A 17,073-nucleotide genomic window follows, 5' to 3' on the forward strand; every position below is an offset into this window, starting at 1 on the left:
GCCGAAGGATGTACCGCGGCTTCGTCCACCGGCAGGACGTACCGGGCCCGGACCGCCGCGAGCCTGGGGACATGGCCCACACCACCCTCGTCGCCCCCGGGGTGACCGCGACCCGCCTCCCGCTCCTCGACGTCCTGCGCGGCGCCGCGATCCTCGGCACGCTGATGACCAACGTCTGGATCTTCACCTCCCCCGGCTCGGAGTGGAGCGTGCTCCAGGGCTCGCTCCGGCTGCCCGACCCGCTGGCCGACCCGTCCGCCGCCACCGTGGCCGAGGCCGTCTTCCGCTTCCTCTCCGACGGGAAGTTCCTCTCCCTGCTCACGGTCCTGTTCGGGGTGGGCCTGGCCATCCAGTACGACTCCGCCGCCGGCCGGGGCGAGCGGTGGCCCGGCCGCTACCCGCGGCGGGCAGCGTTCCTCTTCCTGGAGGGGACCGTCCACTTCGTCCTCCTCTTCGCCTGGGACGTGCTGATGGGGTACGCCGTCACCGCCCTGCTGACGGCCTGGCTGCTGGCCCGCTCCGAGCGGGTGCGGCGGGTGGTGATGTGGGTCGCGGGCGGTCTGCACCTGTCCCTGATCGCCCTGGTGACGCTGGGACAGCTGGTCACCCCCGGCTCCGGTCCCGCCTCGCCCGACCCGCAGACCGTCCGGCTGTACGCGCACGGCAGCTGGGCCGATCAGATCGCCTTCCGGCTCGACCACGCCCTCGCGCTGCGCATCGAGCCCGTCTTCTCCTTCGGGCTGCTGCTCTTCCTCTTCCTCCTCGGTGTCCGCCTCCACCGCGCCGGCGCCTTCACCCCGACCGCCGCCGGGCGCCGGATCCGGGTCCGGATGGCCTCCTGGGGGCTCGGCCTCGGCCTGCCGCTGGGCGTCGCCGCCGCGCTCGGCGGCCCCGACTTCTTCCTCCTCGGCCGCTACGCCGTCGCCCCGCTGATCGCCCTCGGGTACGCCGGGCTGATCGGCCGGGCCCTGGACCGCTCCGCCCTCCCCGGGGCCGGCGCCCTCGGCTCCGTCGGACGCACCGCCCTGTCCTGCTACGTCGGCCAGAACCTGCTGTGCGTCCTGCTCTGCTACGGGTTCGGGCTCGGCCTGGCCGACCGGATGGCCGGGTCCGGCCCCTGGTGGGTGATGGGCCTGTGGGCGGCGGTCGCCCTGTTCCTCGTCGCCGCGTCGGGGCTGTGGCTGCGCCGCTTCGAGCGGGGCCCGCTGGAGGCGGTGCAGCACCGGGTGCTCAGGCCCCGCCGGTGACCTCCACGTCCAGCAGGAACTCGTCGTACGGGGCCTCCTGCGGGTAGGGCGGCCGGACCTGCGCGAACCGGATCCTGGCCCGCCCGCCCGGGCGGCGGCCCCGGACCACGTACGTCCGCTCCACCGTCTCCCCGGGCAGGGCCCGCGCCGCCCGCCCGGGCGCGGTCTCGCCCACGGAGACGGCGTCGGCGTCCCCGGAGACCTGCCAGGTCCACACGTACCCGCGCGCGCCGCGCCCGGTCAGCCGCAGCTCGTACGACTCACCGGCGCCGAGGACCACGCTGCGCACCTCCACCCGCGGGACCTCCTGGTTCACGCCGGGCCGATGACGTCCCCCTCGTGCCAGCCCGCGCCGTCGCGCCAGTAGTGCTGGAGCAGGCGGTCGGTGCGCAGGACGACGACTTCCAGGTTGAACCCGAAGCTGCCCTGGAGCATCCCGGTGACGGTCAGCGCGTCGTGCCCGAAGACGGCGCCGCGGGTCCAGGGGGCGCCGGCGGCGTTGCCCCGCCACCAGTGCTCGATCCGCCCGTCGGCGACCGCCACGCACAGCTCGTAGTTCCCGGCGGTGTCCTCGTCGAGGGCCCCGTACTGCCCCTCGATCAGGCAGGGCGCGGAGGTGGCCCCGCCGCCGAAGACCTCCCCGGCCTTCCAGGCGAAGCCGTTCGGGTCGTCGCGCCACCACAGCTGCATCCGGCCGTCGGTGCGGGCGGCGACCAGCTCGAGGGTGCGGGCGCGGGTCTGGACGAGGGCCGGTCCGTAGTGGGCGATGCCGGAGCCGAAGCGGCCGCCGTCGTTCCAGGTCCAGGGGGCGCCGTTGATCCGCCACCAGTGGTTGAGGCGGCCGTCGGCGGTGCGGACGACCACCTCGAAGTTGCCCGGCCGGCCGTAGTCGCTCTGGATGAACGCGGGCGTCGAGCCGATCGCGGCGTCGCCGGGCCCGAAGGCGCCGCCGTCGCGCCAGACGCCGACGGCCTGCTCGTAGTACCAGTGGCGGAGCCGGCCGCCGGTGGTGACGTGCAGGGACTCCATGTTCCGGTTGTAGGTGCTGCCGGTGAAGGCGGGCTGGCCTGAGGCGTCCCCGGCGAAGGTCCCGGCGCGGGCCCAGGCGAACGGGGAGTCGCCCTCGCGCCACCAGTGCTGGAGGTGGCCGCCGCCGGCGGTCGCGGCCATCTCGAAGTTGCGGTGGGCCCGGCCGTTGCCGCTCTCGTAGACGCTGCCCGCGTGCAGGCGGCGCTTGCTCCAGGGGTCGATGTTGGTGCCGCGCAGGCCGCACTTGGCCCAGTAGTCGATGTTGACCTCGCCGTAGGCGATCCGGCCGTAGCCGCCGACGTGGTAGCCGGCGCCCCAGGAGTTCTTGAACAGCCAGCAGCCGGCCGCGTCGTCGTAGCCGACGACCAGCACGCAGTGCCCGCCGGCGAGCCGGTCGCTGGTGCGGTGGTAGACGCCCGCGCCCAGGCCGAAGAAGTCGTCGTACACGTCGAAGCAGGCGGTGAGCGGCCCGACCGTGTCCAGCCAGACCTTCTGCTGCTCGACGTCGCCGAGGCGCACGTAGTCGGTGATCCGCACGGTCCGCCCCGAACGGTCCCAGCTGGGCGTGTACTCGGCCCGCCAGGCGTCGCGCCGCTCGGCGGGCAGGCCGGGGGGCGGGGTGGTGTACGGCCAGCAGCCGGGGTCGGCGAGGCCGCCGTTGTCCTTGATCCAGTCGAGGGCGGTCTCGGGGTTGCCGGTCTGTCCGCAGGTGCACTTGAGCCCGTCGTGGACGTCGCCCTCGGAGCGCTCCGCCCACACGTCGTGCTCGATCCGGGCCATCGACTCGACCAGCCCGGCCGCCCCGAACGCCCAGCAGGAGCCGCAGGGGTTCTGGTCCTTGACCTTGGTCAGCCAGGGCCACCCCCACCGGCTGCGCCAGTCCACGGCCACGGGCCGCCCGGCGCCCGCGGCCGTCCCCGGCAGCAGCCCGTGGGCGGCCCTGCGCCGGCTGAGGTGCGGGTTCCCGCTCTCCCTCCCCACGAGCGCCCGCAGGTCGACCGTCCCCGCCTCGGCGGCGGGCGTCAGGTTCGGCCCCGGCTCCAGACCCAGGGAGGGCCTCGGTACGGGGTCCGGGTCGGCGAGGTGCTCGACGACCGACCACCGCGCCCCCCGCGCCACGAGCTGCGCCCGCAGCTCCCCCACCGTCTGGACAGACTCCTCCGGCATCCCGGCCCCCCAGCTGCACTCCGTCGTGAGCCCCGGAGCGTCTCCCCGCCGCCGGACCCCGTCAAGGGGGGCCGCGCGGTCGCGCGGACGCACGGGGGGTCGTACGGTCCCCCCGGCCACGCACCCCCGACCCACCCCCACGACCACGACCACGACCACGGCCACGGCCACGGCCACGGCCACACGAGCAGCCCCTACGGCCCCCGGCCGCACACCCCGGCCCACCCGTACGACCACGGCCACGCGGACACGCCAGCCCCCCGGCCGCACACCCCCGGCCCACCCCCACGGCCACAGTCACGCGGACACACCAGCAGCCCCTACAACCCGTCGGCCGCGCGCACCCGGAACCGTCCCTACGAGGACAGGGCCTGCCCCCCGATCCCGGCGGCCCCCGCCAGCTGCGCCTGCCACCAGCCGGCGACGTCGGCGGCGCTCATCCGCGCCCACACGGGCGTCTCCTCCACCTGCGCCCGTCCGAGCCGCCGCGCCAGCGCGACCAGTTCCCGCCCGGCCGCCCCCCGCGCCGCCTGGTAGCCGGCGACGAGGTCCTCCCAGGACCCCGCCCGCGCCCAGGCGGTGCCGAAGGCGGTGGCGTCCTGGAGGGCCTTCGCCGCCCCGCTGGTGTTGTGCGGGCGCACCACGCTCGCCGCGTCCCCGGCCAGCACCAGCCGTCCCGCCGCGGCGGGTTCGGTCACCAGGTCGTAGATGGGCTGCACGAACGTGTCCTCGGGCGCGGTCAGCGCCAGCGCCCGCCCCCAGTACTCCGGGAACTCCCGCTCCAACAACGCCCGCAGGTGACCGGCGAGTTCCCCGCCCAGCGCCCCCGGCGGGAAGCTGGTCGGATCGTCGAACCGCAGCCCCGCGCCCTGCGGCGGCGCCGCGTACAGCACCCAGTTCACCCGCGGCCCCTCCGGCCCGGGGATCCGGTAGATCACGCAACTGCCCCCGGGGAAGCAGACGGTGGTGACGGCCCCGGGATGCGACGGCGCCCCCTCCAGCCCCTCCAGCAGCGCGGCGTCGACGTTCCCCCGCCAGCACACGTACCCGGCGTAGTGCGGGCTCGCCCCCGGGCTCACCGCCTCCCGCACCACCGACCGGTACCCGTCGGCCCCGACGACGAGGTCGAACCGCTCGGCGCCCCCGCCCCCGAGCCGCACGCCGGCCCCGTCCCCGCGCCCGTCCACGCCCTCGACGGCCACCCCCTGCCGGTAGTCCACCGTCCCCGGCACCGCCTCCCGCAGCCCGCGCCACAGCAGCCCCCAGTGGTAGGAGTGGAAGGGGAACGGCTGCTCCCAGATGAGCCGCCCGCCGACCCCCGCCGAGGCGTCCCGCACCACCCACCGCCGCCGCTCCAGCCGGTGCGCCGGGATCCCCGGGGGCAGCGCCCCGGCGGCCACCAGCTCCGCGGCCCGGTCGTCGTGGACGCACAGCCCGACCCCCCGGTCCGCGAGCCGCCCGCCCGTACGCTCCAGCACGACGACCTCCCCGGCCCCCGCCCGCACCGCGGCCGAGGCGAACGCACACCCGGCGATGCTCCCCCCGACCACCGCGACCGATCCACCGCGCACAACCGCCTCCACCCGTCGCCCAGTTGACTGACCGGCCAGCCTACTGACGCGGACGGCCCGCGCCGGGGCGACGCGACGGATCCGGCCGCCCGCCCCTCGGGACCCCCGGGCCGCCGGGTCCGGAGGGCCGACCGGCCGCAGCGCGCGTAGCGTGGGGAGGGGCAAGGAGGTGAGGACCATGTCCGGACCGGTGTTGAGCGAGGTCAGCGGGGTCGTGGCGGCCGAGCGCGAGGCCGATCTCGTCGCGGCCTACCGCGAGCTCCTGACCCACCCGCTGCCCGACGGGCTGGTGCGCACGGAGCTGCTGGCCGGAGAGGACGGGCACTGGCGCATCCAGTCCCTGTGGCGCGACCACGCCTCCCTGGACGCCGTACGGGCCGCCCCGGGCGGCGCCCCGGCCCCCCGCCTCTTCCGCGACGTGGGCTCCAAGCCCACCCTGGCGGTCTTCGAGGTCGCGGTCCACCTCACCGCCCAGGTGGGCCCGGTCTGACCCCCGTGAAGGGCTCGGCGCCGAGCCCTTCACCCCTCCCCGCGGTACGGCGCGAAAACCCCGGGCCACCGGCACCCGGCGGGCACTAGGCTGCCCGCCGCGCCGAACCCGAGGGAGATCATGAAGGTCGCCGACCAGCCGCTGGACAGCATCCGTACGCCGTGGAGGATCGCCGCCTTCCGGCGGTTCGTCTCGGCCCACCTCGTCTCGGCCGCCGGGTCCGCGATGGCCCCCCTCGCCCTGGCCTACTCCGTCATCGAGCGGGGCGGGGGCGCCGGCTCCCTCGGCCTGGTCCTGGCCACGAACACCCTCCCCACGATCGTGTTCCTCCTCGTGGGCGGCGTCTACGCCGACCGGCTGTCCCGGAGCCGGATCCTCTTCCTCGGCAACCTCCTCGCGGCCGCCGCGCAGGGGGTGCTGGCCGTCACCGTGGCCACGGGACACGCGACGACGGCGTCCATCGCCGCCTGCGGCCTCGTCTCCGGCACGGCGGCCGCGTTCATCGTCCCGGCCGTCCAGGGCGCCGTCGCCCAGATCGTCCCCGAGGAGCACCTCCAGGAGGCCAACGCCCTGCTCAGGCTCCCGGGCAACGCGGTCAAGGTGCTGGCCCCGGTCGCCGGCGGGTTCGTCGTCGCCGCGAGCGGCGCCGCCTGGGCGCTGGCCTGGGACGCCCTCACCTTCGCGGTGGCGGCCTTCCTCCTCCTCGGCCTGCCCCTGGCGGCCCCGCCGGCCCCGGCCGAGGGCGTCCTGGCCGGCCTGCGGGCCGGCTGGGCGGGCTTCCGGGCCCGCACCTGGCTGTGGACGTACACGGCCGCGGGCACGGTCCTGGTCGCGGCCTGGCTGGCGGGCTTCCAGCTCCTCGGCCCCCTCGTCGCCGCCCGGCAGTACGCCGGGGCGCGCGACTGGGGCCTGGTCCAGGCGGCGTTCTCCTGCGGCCTGCTCGCCGGAACCCTCGTGTGCCTGCGGTGGAAGCCGTACCGGCTGCTCGCGGTCGCGGTGGCCGCGTCCGGCGCCCTCGCCCTCCCCCTGGCCGCGATGGCCGCCGCCCTGCCGCTGCCCCTGGTGCTGGCGGCGTCCCTGCTGGCGGGGGTGGGGCTCGACGTGGCGATCGTCGCCTGGAGCACCGCGTTTCAGCAGCACGTGCCGCAGGCGGAACAGGGCCGCATGAGCGCCTTCAACGGCCTCGGCGAACGCCTCGCCATCCCGCTGGGCTACCTCGTCACCGCCCTCGCGGCGCACGCGTGGGACACCCGGACGACGCTCCTGGCCTGCGCGGCGCTGATCGCCGCCGCGGCCGCCCTCAACCTGTGCGTCCCGGACGTCCACCGCGTCAACCGGCGCACACCGCAGGCCGAGTCCCGGTAGCGGGACGGCCGCCCTAGGGTGTGGCGGGGCAGGAACGGGCGAGCAGGTGGGAATCATGGACGGATGCGACGGGCGGGACGATGCCGCGCTCGCGGAGCGGTGTGCCGGCATGACCGCCGACCAGCGCCGCCACACGGCCGTGCTGGCGCTGTGGCGCCTGCGCGCGCCGCTGCTGATGCTCGGCCTCGATCCCGCGTGGGGGACGCACCGCACGCTGGTGGACGCCGTCTTCCGCGCGCTGCTCCCCACCCCGGGCGACACCTGCGCCCAGGCGGTCGCCGAACTGACCGCGGCCCCGTTCTTCGCCGACCCCCAGGAGGGGGAGCCGGACGGCACCGCCGCGGAGACCCAGATGGAGGTCCTGGTGGAACTGGCGCGGTGGCGGGCGACGGGCGGGCCGGCCCCGGAGGACGCCGAGCGCATCGTCGGCCTCTGCCGGGCCCTCTCCCGATCCGTCGACCTCGTCGCCGCGGACTCGCTGTGGGACCACCCGGCCCGGCACGCCCACGCCCGGTACCTCGCGACGGCTGCCGAGGCAGCCACCGGCTACCACGCCGCCCGCAACCGGGCCGTCGAGGCCGCCTGCGACACCCTCGTCGCGGGCCTGCCACCGGGCTCGGACCTCCCCGACACGGCCGCCGGCCGCGAGGCGCTCGCGCTCTGCGAGGCGTTCAGCGCCGAACTCGCCGCGACCCTGGCGTGGTGCACGACCCTGGGCCGCTGACCCGGCGCGGACGCTCAGCGCGTCCTCGCGAACTCCGCCCACGCGGTGTCGGTGACCCGGATGACGGGGGCGTCGGGCCGCCGCCACTTGCTGTCCCGGATGGCGACCGTGCCCGTCACGTTCGTGGCCACCTCGACGCAGTCGGTGTTGTTCGTGTTGTTGCTGTAGCTGGACTTCACGAATTCGAACTCGCTCATGCCTGAAATCCCTTGCCGATGGCCTCGATCAGTTTCACGGAGTCGTGCGGTGCGAGACTCATGCGGGACACGCGGTCGAACGCCTGCGTGAACAGCCTGGATCCTTCCGCGCCTTCCACCCACACCATAGATGCGATGCCCTCCGAGTAGCCGACGTCCACTGCCCCGGGTTCAGCGAACGACACCAGGTTGAAGGCTCCCGACACGCCGTGGTTGGCACCGACGCGGAACGGCAGGACCTGCACGTGGACGTTGGGCAGCTCGGCCATCGCCACGAGGTGGTCCAGCTGGGCGCGCATGACGTCGCGGCCACCGATCTCCTGGCGGAGCGCCGCTTCCCAGATCACCGCGTGGAACTCCAGGGGCTTGTCGCCCCACAGCCGTGCCTGCCTCTTGGTGCGGGTCGCGACCATCTCCTCGATCTCGTCCGGGTGCGTCCACGAATCGGAGCTGACCCCCAGCGCCCGGATGTAGTCGGCGGTCTGGAGCAGGCCCGGCACCAGCGCGAGCTGCCAGGTGCGGATGCGGGTGGCCACATCCTCCATCGCGACGTACTCCGCCAGGTTGCCGACCGACGGGACCTGCTGCCACCAGCCCTTCGCCTTGCGCCGGTCGCGGTCCAGCCGGGCCAGGGCCAGCAGCCCGGCCACGACCTCGCCGTCCGTCACGCCGTAGAACTCGCACAGCACCCGGATGTCCGGATCCCGCATCGGGACCCAGCCGCTCTCCATCTTCACGATCTTCGTCGCGGTGGCGCTGAGTTCCCTCGCCGCCTGTAGCTGGGTCTTGCCCGCCGCCGTGCGCAGCGCGTGCAGCTCGCCGCCCAGCCGGCGGCCCAGCACCGTCGACGTCCTGTTGCCCTGGCCCTCGCGTGTTCCACGGTTCACCCGGCACAGTCTCCCGCCCGCGTGCGCCGGCGTCGACAGCCTCATCCGTACGGGGAATATATTCCCCGAATAGCTTGCTCCGACATCCGGCCACCCCTACCTTCGGTGACGAACTGCTCACCGCGCAGCATCAGTTGGCGGAAGCGCACCGGGCTGCCGCACGGCAGTGCCCCGGCATGCCACCGCCCGCACCGGAGGTGCCATGAACACCGAGCACACCCTCGTCCGCCACGGCGTACGGAACTACCCGCCCCGCCAGGACTCCGTCCCCGCCGCGCGGCGGTGGGCCGCGTGGATGGCCGTGGCCTGGGGGGAGCCCCGGGTCGCCGCCGACGTGGCGCTCGTGACCAGTGAGCTCTTCACGAACGCGCTGCTCCACGGAGCCGTGCGGGACCGGTACCTGCGGGTCGAGGTGCGGCTCGACGGAGCGGTGATCCGCATCGCGGTCACCGATCCGAAGGGAGAGCGGTGGCCCGAGGTGCGGGAGGCCGGCGAGGAGGAGCAGTACGGGCGGGGGCTGGCCGTGGTGAACGCCGTCGCGCGGCGGTGGGGGGCGTCGCGGCTGGTGGTGGGCAAGACCGTGTGGGCCGAGTGCGCCCTCCCGGGGCCCGACCGGGCGGGCCCGGACCCCGTATAGGGTCCCCGTGTGGACGAGTGGACGGCGCCGAGTGCGATCGAGCGCGAGCTGTACGAGGCGAAGGCGCGCGGGGACTGGGACGGCTACCTGGGCGCCCTCGCCCGGGCCGAGCTGTTCCTGCCGCAGCACCGCGCCCAGATCGACGCCGACCCGCGCTCGGCCCGGTTCCACCCGGCCGGGAACGGCACCCTCGCGGTCTACACCCGGGGCATGCTGCCCGCCCCCGACGCCCACACCGTCTACCTGCGCCAGAGCCTCGCCTGGTTCGCCAACGCCTGGGACGCCCGGGACCCCTCCCACCTGGCCGTGAACCCCGGCAGCCCCGTCGAGGCGTACCTCACCACCACCCCCGCCGACCTCGCCCGCTGGCGGGCCCACTGGGAGGCCGCGCCCTCCTGGGGCCTGGCCCCCGGCGCCGTGCACGCCCTGTACTCCGGCGGCCCGCTGCACGGGCGGGTGGCCCGCGGGCTGGCCGTCGGGGCCCATCTGGCCGTCGCCAACGGAGAGCTCTGGAACGCCCTCGCCTACCACGGCGACGGCTACACCCGCGAGCGCGAGCGCCTGCGCACGATGTGGGAGATCACCGACACCGCCGGCTGGTTCGGCGTGCTCCAGCGGATGCTGGAGGCCGACGTCGTCAGCCCCGTCTGGGAGTTCGCGCTCCGGGTGCGCCGCGTCCTCGCCTCCGACTTCGCCGGCCCGGTCGACGTCGAGCACTGGCGCCACGCCGCCGAGTCCGGGCTGCGCCGCAGCGCCGAGCGGGCCGCCGAGCCGCGGCTGACCCCCGACGGGGTCACCGTCGCCCAGCCGCGCCCCGCCGCCGAGGTCGAGGGCGAGATCGCCGGGGTACGGCGGCTCATCGGCCGGATCACCCGCTACGAGCAGCGCTTCCGCGCCGACGGGCTGCTGCCCGACGGGGGCTGGGTGCGCTCGGTCGAGGCGTGGGACTACGGGCGGGCCTCCCAGATGGCCCGCTGGGGCGTCGCCACCCGCTACGGCACCCTCCAGGACGCCGAGCGGGCCGTGATCCGCGCGGGCGAGAAGGCCCGCGGGGCGTACCGCTCGTGGACGGACTTCTCCGCCGGGTACTGCCTCGCCCGGTGCCTGCACTTCGACGAGGAGGAGTTCGGCAGCTGGTACGCCTCCTCCCTCGCCACCCACCTCACGCTGACCACCGATCCGGCCAGCCCCTTCCTCAACATCCCCTGGGAGTGAGCGACTTCGGCTAGTCACCGAGCGGCGGCACATTCCACCTGCGTCCGCGCCGATGCACAACTAGCCTCGCCCGTATGACGATTGCACTGAACGACACCGTGCGACAGCTGTTCGACTCCCCCCACCCCGCCGTGCTCTCCACCCTCAACCCGGACGGAAGTCCGCAGAGTTCCGTGGTCTGGGTGATCCGCGATGGTGACGACCTGCTGGTCTCCACCGAGCGCGGCCGCCGCAAGGAGCGGAACCTGGCCCGGGACGCGCGGGTCGGGCTGACCGTGTTCGACCTGTCCAACCCCTACCTGTACGCCGAGGTCCGCGGCACCGCCACCGTCAGCGAGGACGCCGGCCGGGCCGTCGCCGTGCGGATCGCCGAGCAGTACCTCGGGCCGGGCGCCGGCAAGGAGTACGCGGACGCCTCCGACGGGGCGGTACGGGTCGTCGTGCGCATCACCCCGTCCAAGGTGCTCGGCAACGCCGCCAAGGCCTGAGCCGACGCCCCCGCGCCCTTCCCGCCGCCCCCGGGCCCGCCGGCCCGGGGGCGGCGGCGCGCTACGGCAGCCGGGGGTACGGGCGGGCCCCGGGGTACGGCAGGCGGGCGGTTCGGCGGCGCCCCGGGCGCGCGGTCGGGGCGGGGCCGGGCGGAAGCTGATATTCCGTCATGTGGCGCCCGCCTGCCGCCCACCGAGAGGGGCCCGGTCCATGCCGCACACGCCGAAGATCCGACGACGCCTGCGCGGGGTGCTCACCGCCGCCCTGGGCGCACTCCTCGCCGTCACCACCGCCACCACCGCCACCGCTGCGCCCCGGGCCGGTACGGGACAGGTCGGAGAGGTGACGGAGTACCCGCTCACGACCCCCGACAGCTACCCCGCCGGCATCACGGCCGGCCCGGACCGGGCCCTGTGGGTCGCCGAGTCCGGGGTCAACCGGATCGCCCGGGTCACGACCGCCGGAGCCGTCACCGAGTACCCGCTGCCGACCGCCGACAGCTTCCCCCAGGGCATCACCCAGGGCCCCGGCCGGGCGCTCTGGTTCACCGAGGGGACCGGGGACAGGATCGGCCGGATCACGACCCGGGGCCGGATCACCGAGTTCCCGCTGCCCGGGCCTGACCGCTTCCCCGTGGGGATCGCGGTCGGCGGCGACCGCGCCCTGTGGTTCACCGAGCCGGGGACGAACACGATCGGGCGGATGACGGCCGACGGCAGGGTGACCGAGTACCCCGTCCCCACGCCGGACAGCGTCCCGTACTACATCGCCGCCGCGCCCGACGGCTCCCTGTGGTTCACCGAGCTGTACGGCGGGAAGATCGGCCGGATCGGCCTCGACGGCCGGATCACCGAGTACCCGCTGGCCAACGACTCCGCGTTCCCCTCGGGGATCGCGGCCGGACCCGGCGGGATGTGGTTCACCGCGGGCGGGCTGAACGCGGTCGGGCGCATCGGCCCGCGGGGCCGGATCGAGCTCTTCCCCGTGCCCGTCCCCGACTACCAGGTCTACGACATCACCCGCGGTCCGGACGGGCACATGTGGTACGCCGAGCAGTCCGGCCGCATCGGCCGGATCGGGCGCGACGGGGCCGTCACCGAGTACGCGGTGCCGGGCGGGGCGGGCAAGGTGCCCTTCAACATCACGGCCGGCCCCGACCGGAACATCTGGTTCACGGAGCTGCTGGCCGGTGCCGTCGGCCGCGTCCAGGCCCGTCCGGGACGCGGGACCGGGCACACGACGCTCCCGGCGCCCCCTCGGCACACGACGCTCCCGGCGCCCGCCGCCCGCCGGGCACCCGCCGGCCACCGCCCGCCCCGCCTGGCACCCGGCCTGGAGCGGCTGCTCCGCTCCCGCCTCCGCTAGGCCGCGAGGCCGCAAGGCCGCAAGGCCGCAAGGCCGCAAGGCCCGGCCTACGCCCGCTTCCGCCCCGGCAGGCGCAGGGCCGCGACCAGCGAGAGGGCGATCAGGCCCGCCGCGACCGCGTACGCGGTGCGGAAGCCGGCCGGGGTGGTGCCCGACGCGCCCAGGACCACGGAGGTCAGGGCCGTCCCGACCGAGGCGCACAGCTGGGAGTTGATGCTGAGGGCCGTGCTCGCCGCCGCCATGCGCGCGGCGGGCAGGTCCCGGCCGGCGGTGGTCATCGTCGGCATCAGCACCGTCCCGGCGCCGACGCCCATCAGCATCAGCGAACCCACGACCTGCCAGCCCGGCACCCCCTCGGCGCCGGTCCGCAGTCCCGTGAGCAGCATCCCGAGGGCCGCCACCGCCACCCCGGCGGGGATCAGCCGGCGCGGGGCGACCTCGTCCACGCGCCGGGAGGCGATCTGCATGGTCACCCCGACCGCGAGGCCGACGGGCGCCACCAGCAGCCCCGCCATGCTCGCGCTCAGCCCGCGCGCCTGCTGCCAGTACACCGGGGCGAGCAGCATCGAGCCGAAGTAGCCGCAGGTGAAGGGAGCGAGGGTGCCGATGGCGGCGGCGAAGGTGCGGTCGCCGAGCAGCCGCAGGTCGAGCAGCGGCTCCGGGACCCGCAGCGCCCGCCGGACGAAGGCCGCGACGAGGACGGCGCCGCCCAGCAGGGGCAGCAGCACGCCGGGGGAGAGGAACGCGCCGCGCTCCCCGCCCCGGGAGAGCCCGTACAGGAGCAGCGCGAGGCCCGGGGAGAGGCTCAGCAGCCCCGGGAGGTCGAGCCGCGGCGAAGCCGCCGCGCCCGGGGGGGAATCCGGGCGCAGCAGCTTCGCCGCGAGTATCAGGGCGGCCGCTCCGACGGGCAGGTTGACGAGGAAGATCCACCGCCAGGAGGCGGTGTCGATCAGCCAGCCGCCCAGCATCGGCCCGGCCACCGGCCCGACGAGCACGGGCAGCCCCAGCAGGGCCATCGCCCGCCCCAGCCGGCCGCGGTCGGCGGCCCGCATCACCATCGTCATGCCGACCGGCATCAGCAGGCCGCCGCCGAGCCCCTGGACGGCGCGGAAGGCGATCAGGCTGCCGGCGCTCCACGCGCAGGCGGCGAGCAGGGAGCCGAGGGTGAAGAGGGTCAGGGCCGTGAGGTAGGTGCGCTTGGCGCCGATCCGGCCCATCGCCCAGGCCGCCGCCGGGATCACGGCGGCGAGGGCCAGGGTGTAGGCGGTGGCGGTCCACTGGATGGTCTCCAGCGGCGCGCCGAAGGACGCCGAGAGCCGGTCGAGCGCCACGTTGACGATCGTCATGTCGAGGACGGTCATGACGGCGCCGGTGATCACGACGGTGAGGATGCGCCCCAGCTGCCCGGGCGCCGTCCCTAACGCCGCCGGGGTGTCCTCGGCGGTGGGTGCGGTCGGCATCGTGCCACGTCCCTCCCCGGAGAACCGGACCGGATGGTTGGTTTTGGCGGTCTTCCGGTAAAGTACAACGACCGTTGTAATCCGCACAACGGCCGTCGTGGAGAGCGACCGGAGAGACGCTGGAGGCGTGATGGAGGGGGACGACGCGGGCCGCGTACCGGAGGGGAAGCCGGACGTGCCGCTCCCGCCCCGGAAGCTGGCCAAGCGGATCGCCCTCGCCCGCGCGACCTGCGCGGTGTTCGGCCGCGAGGGGTACGCGCGCGCCTCCGTCGACGCCCTGGCCGCCGCGGCCGGAGTCTCGACGCGGACGCTCTACAACCACTTCCCCGGGGGCAAGTCGGAGCTGTTCCGGGCCGTCGTCACCTGGAGCTCGGGCGAGGTCCGCGACGCCCACGTGGCCACCGTGCGCGGCCGGCTGGACCCCGCGCGCCCGCCGCGCGCGGACGACCTGGAACGGGAGCTGGCCGCCCTCGCCCGGGCGCTGATCGACGTGATGCTGGAGCACCCCGACCACTTCGCGCTCGTGCGCCACATCCACGCCGAGGCCGACCACGTGCCGCCCGAGGTGCTGGCGGCCTGGAAGGCCGCGGGGCCCGGCCCGGTCGCCGACGCCCTCGCCGGCGCCCTGGCGGGCCTGGAGCGGGCCGGACTGCTCGACCTGCACGGCGACGCGGAGCTGGCCGGCGCCCAGTTCACGGCGCTGACCTCCACCTCCGTCGCCCAGCTCTCCCACTACGGGGTCCTGCCCCTGTCGCAGGCGCAGACCGACCGCGTCGTCCGGGGCGGCGCCGCGGCCTTCCTGCGCGCCTACCGGGCCCGCTGAGGCACCTCGGCGGGCCCCGGCGGCCTCAGGGCAGCCGCGGGACCACCCGCCGCCAGGCCTCCAGCGCCTCAGCCGACGGGTCCCCCGGCGCCAGGTACGGCCGGGCCGCGCCGGTCCACCGCAGGAGGTTCCTGATCAGCCTCAGGTGCACGATCCGCTCCCGGGGCAGCTCGCGCCAGTCCCGGGCCCGCTCGGCCGCCTCCGCCGGGGTGAGGTCGATCAGCGCGAGCGCCTCCCGGCACAGGGCGGCCGGGTCCCCGCCCCGCCCGGGCCCGAACTCCCGGACCAGGTAGCCCCGTACGAAGGCCAGCTCGATCCCCCTCACCAGGTCCGACGCCCCCTCGGCCGCCGCGCAGCGGTACGCCGCCTCCAGCGCGACCCGGCCCCAGCGCAGCCGCACCCCGTCCGGCAGCCGCTCGTCCTGCATCCCGCCGACGGCCAGGGAGCGCAGGGTGCGCGGCGGGGGTTCGTCCGCGAGCGGGGGGCCGGTGGCCAGCCAAGCCTCCAGTTCCGCCAGGCCGTGCCCCTCGGGCGGTACGGAGGTCAGCACCTGGCCCCGGCTGAGCAGCGCGACCACCGCCCCCGCGAGGCGGACCCGGGCGGTGTGGCCGGCGCCGAAGGAGTCCACCGCGCGCCCGTACCGCTCCATCCCCCGCAGCCAGACCCGCGACTCCCCCGCCGCGTACACCTGCCCGGACCGGGCCGTCCCGCCGACGCACCGCACGAGGCACACCCCGCCGGCGACGTCGGCCTCCTCCACGGCATACACCTGCAACTCGGCGATCGGCATGGCCGGGAGGCTACCCGCCCCGGGAACCGGGCGGGGACTTCCCGGACGCGGCGGATCCCGACGACCCGGCGGCCGCCCCGGGGAACGCCGACGGCCGGCCCCCCGTGGAAGGGGGCCGGCCGTCGGCGGGTGTCGGCTGCCGGGCCGCTACGACCAGGTGACCAGCCGGCGCGGGTGCTCCAGGACCGCCGCGATGTCGGCGAGGAACTTCGAGCCCAGCTCGCCGTCGATCAGGCGGTGGTCGAACGACAGGGCCAGGGTGGTGACCTGGCGGGGCTTCACCTTGCCCTTGTGGACCCACGGCTGGAGCTTGATCGCGCCGACCGCGAGGATCGCGGACTCGCCGGGGTTCAGGATGGGCGTACCGGTGTCGACGCCGAAGACGCCGACGTTGGTGATGGTGATGGTGCCGTTCTGCATGTCGGCCGGGGAGGTCTTGCCCTCGCGGGCGGTGCCCACCAGGTCCGACAGCGAGGTCGACAGCTCCGCCAGGGTCTTGGCGTGGGCGTCCTTGATGTTCGGGACGATCAGGCCGCGCGGGGTGGCCGCCGCGATGCCCAGGTTGACGTAGTGCTTGAGCACGATCTCCTGGGCCGCCTCGTCCCAGGACGCGTTGACGTCCGGGTTGCGGCGGATGGCGACGAGGACCGCCTTGGCGATCAGGAGCAGCGGGTTGATCCGGAGGCCGGCGAGGTCCGGGTCCTCCTTGAGCTCCTGGACCAGCTTCATCGTGCGGGTCACGTCGAGGGTGATGAACTCGGTGACGTGCGGCGCGGTGAAGGCGGAGCCGACCATGGCCTGGGCGGTGACCTTGCGGACGCCCTTGACCGGGATGCGGGTCTCCCGCGCACCCGCCGCCGGGGCGGCCGCGGCCGCCGCGGCGGGGGCCGGTACGAGGGCCTGGACGGGCGCGGGGGCCTCGGCGGGGGCCGGGACCTGGACGGGGGCCTGCGGGGGCAGCGCGGCCGCGGCGGCGGCGTGCACGTCCTCGCGGGTCACGACACCGCCGTCGCCGGTGGGGACCACCGAGGCCAGGTCGATGCCGAGGTCCTTGGCGAGCTTGCGCACCGGCGGCTTGGCCAGCGGCCGGTCGGCCGGGGCCGCGGCATCGCCGCCTGCGTTGCCGTTGGCGTACGCGGTGCCGTTCTGCGCCGCCGGAACGGGCGCGGCGGGCGCCGGCACGACGGCCGCGGCGACCGGGGCGGCGGCCGCGGCGGCCGGGGCCTTGCGCGGGCGGCGCTTCGTGGAGGACTGGGAGACGCCGTAGCCCACCAGCACGGGCTGGCGGCCCTCGGGCGCGGGCTCCTCGGCGGCCTCCGGGGCCGCCGGGGCGGCAGCGGAGGCGGCCGCGGGGGCCTCGGCGCCGGCGGCGCCGGCGGTCTCCACGGAGATGATCACCTGGCCGACGTCGACCGTCACGCCCTCTTCGAAGAGCAGCGCGTGCACCACGCCGTCGAAGGGGATCGGCAGCTCGACGGCCGCCTTCGCCGTCTCCACCTCGCAGACGACCTGCCCGTCGGTGACCGTGTCACCCGGCTGGACGTACCACTTGAGGATCTCGGCCTCGGTCAGGCCCTCGCCCACGTCGGGCATCTTGAATTCGCGGATCGTCATGGC

At 75.7% G+C, this 17,073-nt stretch carries 17 protein-coding genes; 9 read left to right on the forward strand and 8 right to left on the reverse strand.

Annotated features, from left to right (window positions below):
• Positions 1–71: 71 nt before the first annotated feature.
• A complete protein-coding gene (locus ACIRBY_RS12910) occupies positions 72–1,247 on the forward strand; it encodes a DUF418 domain-containing protein (protein WP_403900035.1) in 1,176 nt (391 codons plus the stop codon).
• Here ACIRBY_RS12910 and ACIRBY_RS12915 read toward each other — a convergent pair.
• The 3 genes from ACIRBY_RS12915 to ACIRBY_RS12925 form a co-directional block, all read right to left on the reverse strand.
• Entirely contained in the window at positions 1,231–1,563 is a 333-nt protein-coding gene (locus ACIRBY_RS12915) for a hypothetical protein (RefSeq protein WP_403900037.1), read from the reverse strand. The genes ACIRBY_RS12910 and ACIRBY_RS12915 overlap by 17 nt on opposite strands.
• A complete protein-coding gene (locus ACIRBY_RS12920; RefSeq protein WP_403900039.1) occupies positions 1,560–3,443 on the reverse strand; it encodes a C1 family peptidase in 1,884 nt (627 codons plus the stop codon). Before ACIRBY_RS12920 ends, ACIRBY_RS12915 begins: the two co-directional genes overlap by 4 nt.
• Positions 3,444–3,799: 356 nt before the next feature.
• A complete protein-coding gene (locus ACIRBY_RS12925) occupies positions 3,800–5,014 on the reverse strand; it encodes an FAD-dependent monooxygenase (RefSeq protein ID WP_403900041.1) in 1,215 nt (404 codons plus the stop codon).
• A gap of 178 nt (positions 5,015–5,192) precedes the next feature.
• Between ACIRBY_RS12925 and ACIRBY_RS12930 the strand changes: the two genes are divergently transcribed.
• From ACIRBY_RS12930 to ACIRBY_RS12940, 3 genes are all read left to right on the forward strand, one after another.
• Positions 5,193–5,504: a hypothetical protein gene (locus tag ACIRBY_RS12930; protein ID WP_403900043.1), complete on the forward strand. Its 312-nt coding sequence runs from the start codon at positions 5,193–5,195 to the stop codon at positions 5,502–5,504.
• Positions 5,505–5,624: 120 nt separating this feature from the next.
• The gene (locus tag ACIRBY_RS12935) at positions 5,625–6,869 is read left to right on the forward strand and encodes an MFS transporter (protein WP_403900045.1); all 1,245 of its coding nucleotides are present in this window, start codon (positions 5,625–5,627) and stop codon (positions 6,867–6,869) included.
• 55 nt (positions 6,870–6,924) lie between these two features.
• Entirely contained in the window at positions 6,925–7,593 is a 669-nt protein-coding gene (locus tag ACIRBY_RS12940) for a hypothetical protein (protein ID WP_403900047.1), read from the forward strand.
• Between the two features lie 14 nt (positions 7,594–7,607).
• Here ACIRBY_RS12940 and ACIRBY_RS12945 read toward each other — a convergent pair whose 3' ends face one another.
• Both ACIRBY_RS12945 and ACIRBY_RS12950 read right to left on the reverse strand, forming a co-directional pair.
• Positions 7,608–7,790 carry a DUF397 domain-containing protein gene (locus ACIRBY_RS12945; RefSeq protein WP_403900049.1) on the reverse strand — a complete coding sequence of 61 codons (183 nt, stop codon included), beginning with the start codon at positions 7,788–7,790 and terminating at the stop codon, positions 7,608–7,610.
• Positions 7,787–8,677, reverse strand: a complete 891-nt coding sequence (locus ACIRBY_RS12950; protein ID WP_403900051.1) for a helix-turn-helix domain-containing protein — start codon at positions 8,675–8,677, stop codon at positions 7,787–7,789. Before ACIRBY_RS12950 ends, ACIRBY_RS12945 begins: the two co-directional genes overlap by 4 nt.
• A 202-nt stretch (positions 8,678–8,879) precedes the next feature.
• On the opposite strand from ACIRBY_RS12950, the gene ACIRBY_RS12955 reads away from it, so the two are divergent.
• The 4 genes from ACIRBY_RS12955 (at position 8,880) to ACIRBY_RS12970 (ending at position 12,383) form a co-directional block, all read left to right on the forward strand.
• Positions 8,880–9,314, forward strand: a complete 435-nt coding sequence (locus tag ACIRBY_RS12955) for an ATP-binding protein (protein WP_403900053.1) — start codon at positions 8,880–8,882, stop codon at positions 9,312–9,314.
• Between the two features lie 9 nt (positions 9,315–9,323).
• Entirely contained in the window at positions 9,324–10,529 is a 1,206-nt protein-coding gene (locus ACIRBY_RS12960; protein WP_403900055.1) for a DUF1266 domain-containing protein, read from the forward strand.
• 74 nt (positions 10,530–10,603) lie between these two features.
• Positions 10,604–11,017: a PPOX class F420-dependent oxidoreductase gene (locus ACIRBY_RS12965; protein ID WP_403900057.1), complete on the forward strand. Its 414-nt coding sequence runs from the start codon at positions 10,604–10,606 to the stop codon at positions 11,015–11,017.
• 211 nt (positions 11,018–11,228) lie between these two features.
• Positions 11,229–12,383 (forward strand): hypothetical protein, encoded by a 1,155-nt coding sequence (locus ACIRBY_RS12970; RefSeq protein ID WP_403900059.1) that lies wholly within the window; start codon positions 11,229–11,231, stop codon positions 12,381–12,383.
• 47 nt (positions 12,384–12,430) lie between these two features.
• Here the strand turns inward: ACIRBY_RS12970 and ACIRBY_RS12975 are convergent, their stop codons facing one another.
• Complete coding sequence (locus ACIRBY_RS12975; RefSeq protein ID WP_403900061.1) at positions 12,431–13,843, reverse strand: DHA2 family efflux MFS transporter permease subunit; 1,413 nt, start codon at positions 13,841–13,843, stop codon at positions 12,431–12,433.
• Positions 13,844–13,973: 130 nt separating this feature from the next.
• Between ACIRBY_RS12975 and ACIRBY_RS12980 the strand changes: the two genes are divergently transcribed.
• Positions 13,974–14,666 carry a TetR/AcrR family transcriptional regulator gene (locus ACIRBY_RS12980; RefSeq protein WP_403900553.1) on the forward strand — a complete coding sequence of 231 codons (693 nt, stop codon included), beginning with the start codon at positions 13,974–13,976 and terminating at the stop codon, positions 14,664–14,666.
• 25 nt (positions 14,667–14,691) lie between these two features.
• On the opposite strand, the gene ACIRBY_RS12985 is transcribed toward ACIRBY_RS12980, so the two are convergent.
• Together ACIRBY_RS12985 and ACIRBY_RS12990 are read right to left on the reverse strand one after the other, a co-directional pair.
• A complete protein-coding gene (locus ACIRBY_RS12985) occupies positions 14,692–15,456 on the reverse strand; it encodes a hypothetical protein (RefSeq protein WP_403900063.1) in 765 nt (254 codons plus the stop codon).
• 147 nt (positions 15,457–15,603) lie between these two features.
• Entirely contained in the window at positions 15,604–17,070 is a 1,467-nt protein-coding gene (locus ACIRBY_RS12990; protein ID WP_403900065.1) for a dihydrolipoamide acetyltransferase family protein, read from the reverse strand.
• Positions 17,071–17,073 lie beyond the last annotated feature (3 nt).

The sequence above is a fragment of the Streptomyces sp. NPDC096136 genome (assembly GCF_044763325.1).
Classification (GTDB): Bacteria; Actinomycetota; Actinomycetes; order Streptomycetales; family Streptomycetaceae; genus Streptomyces.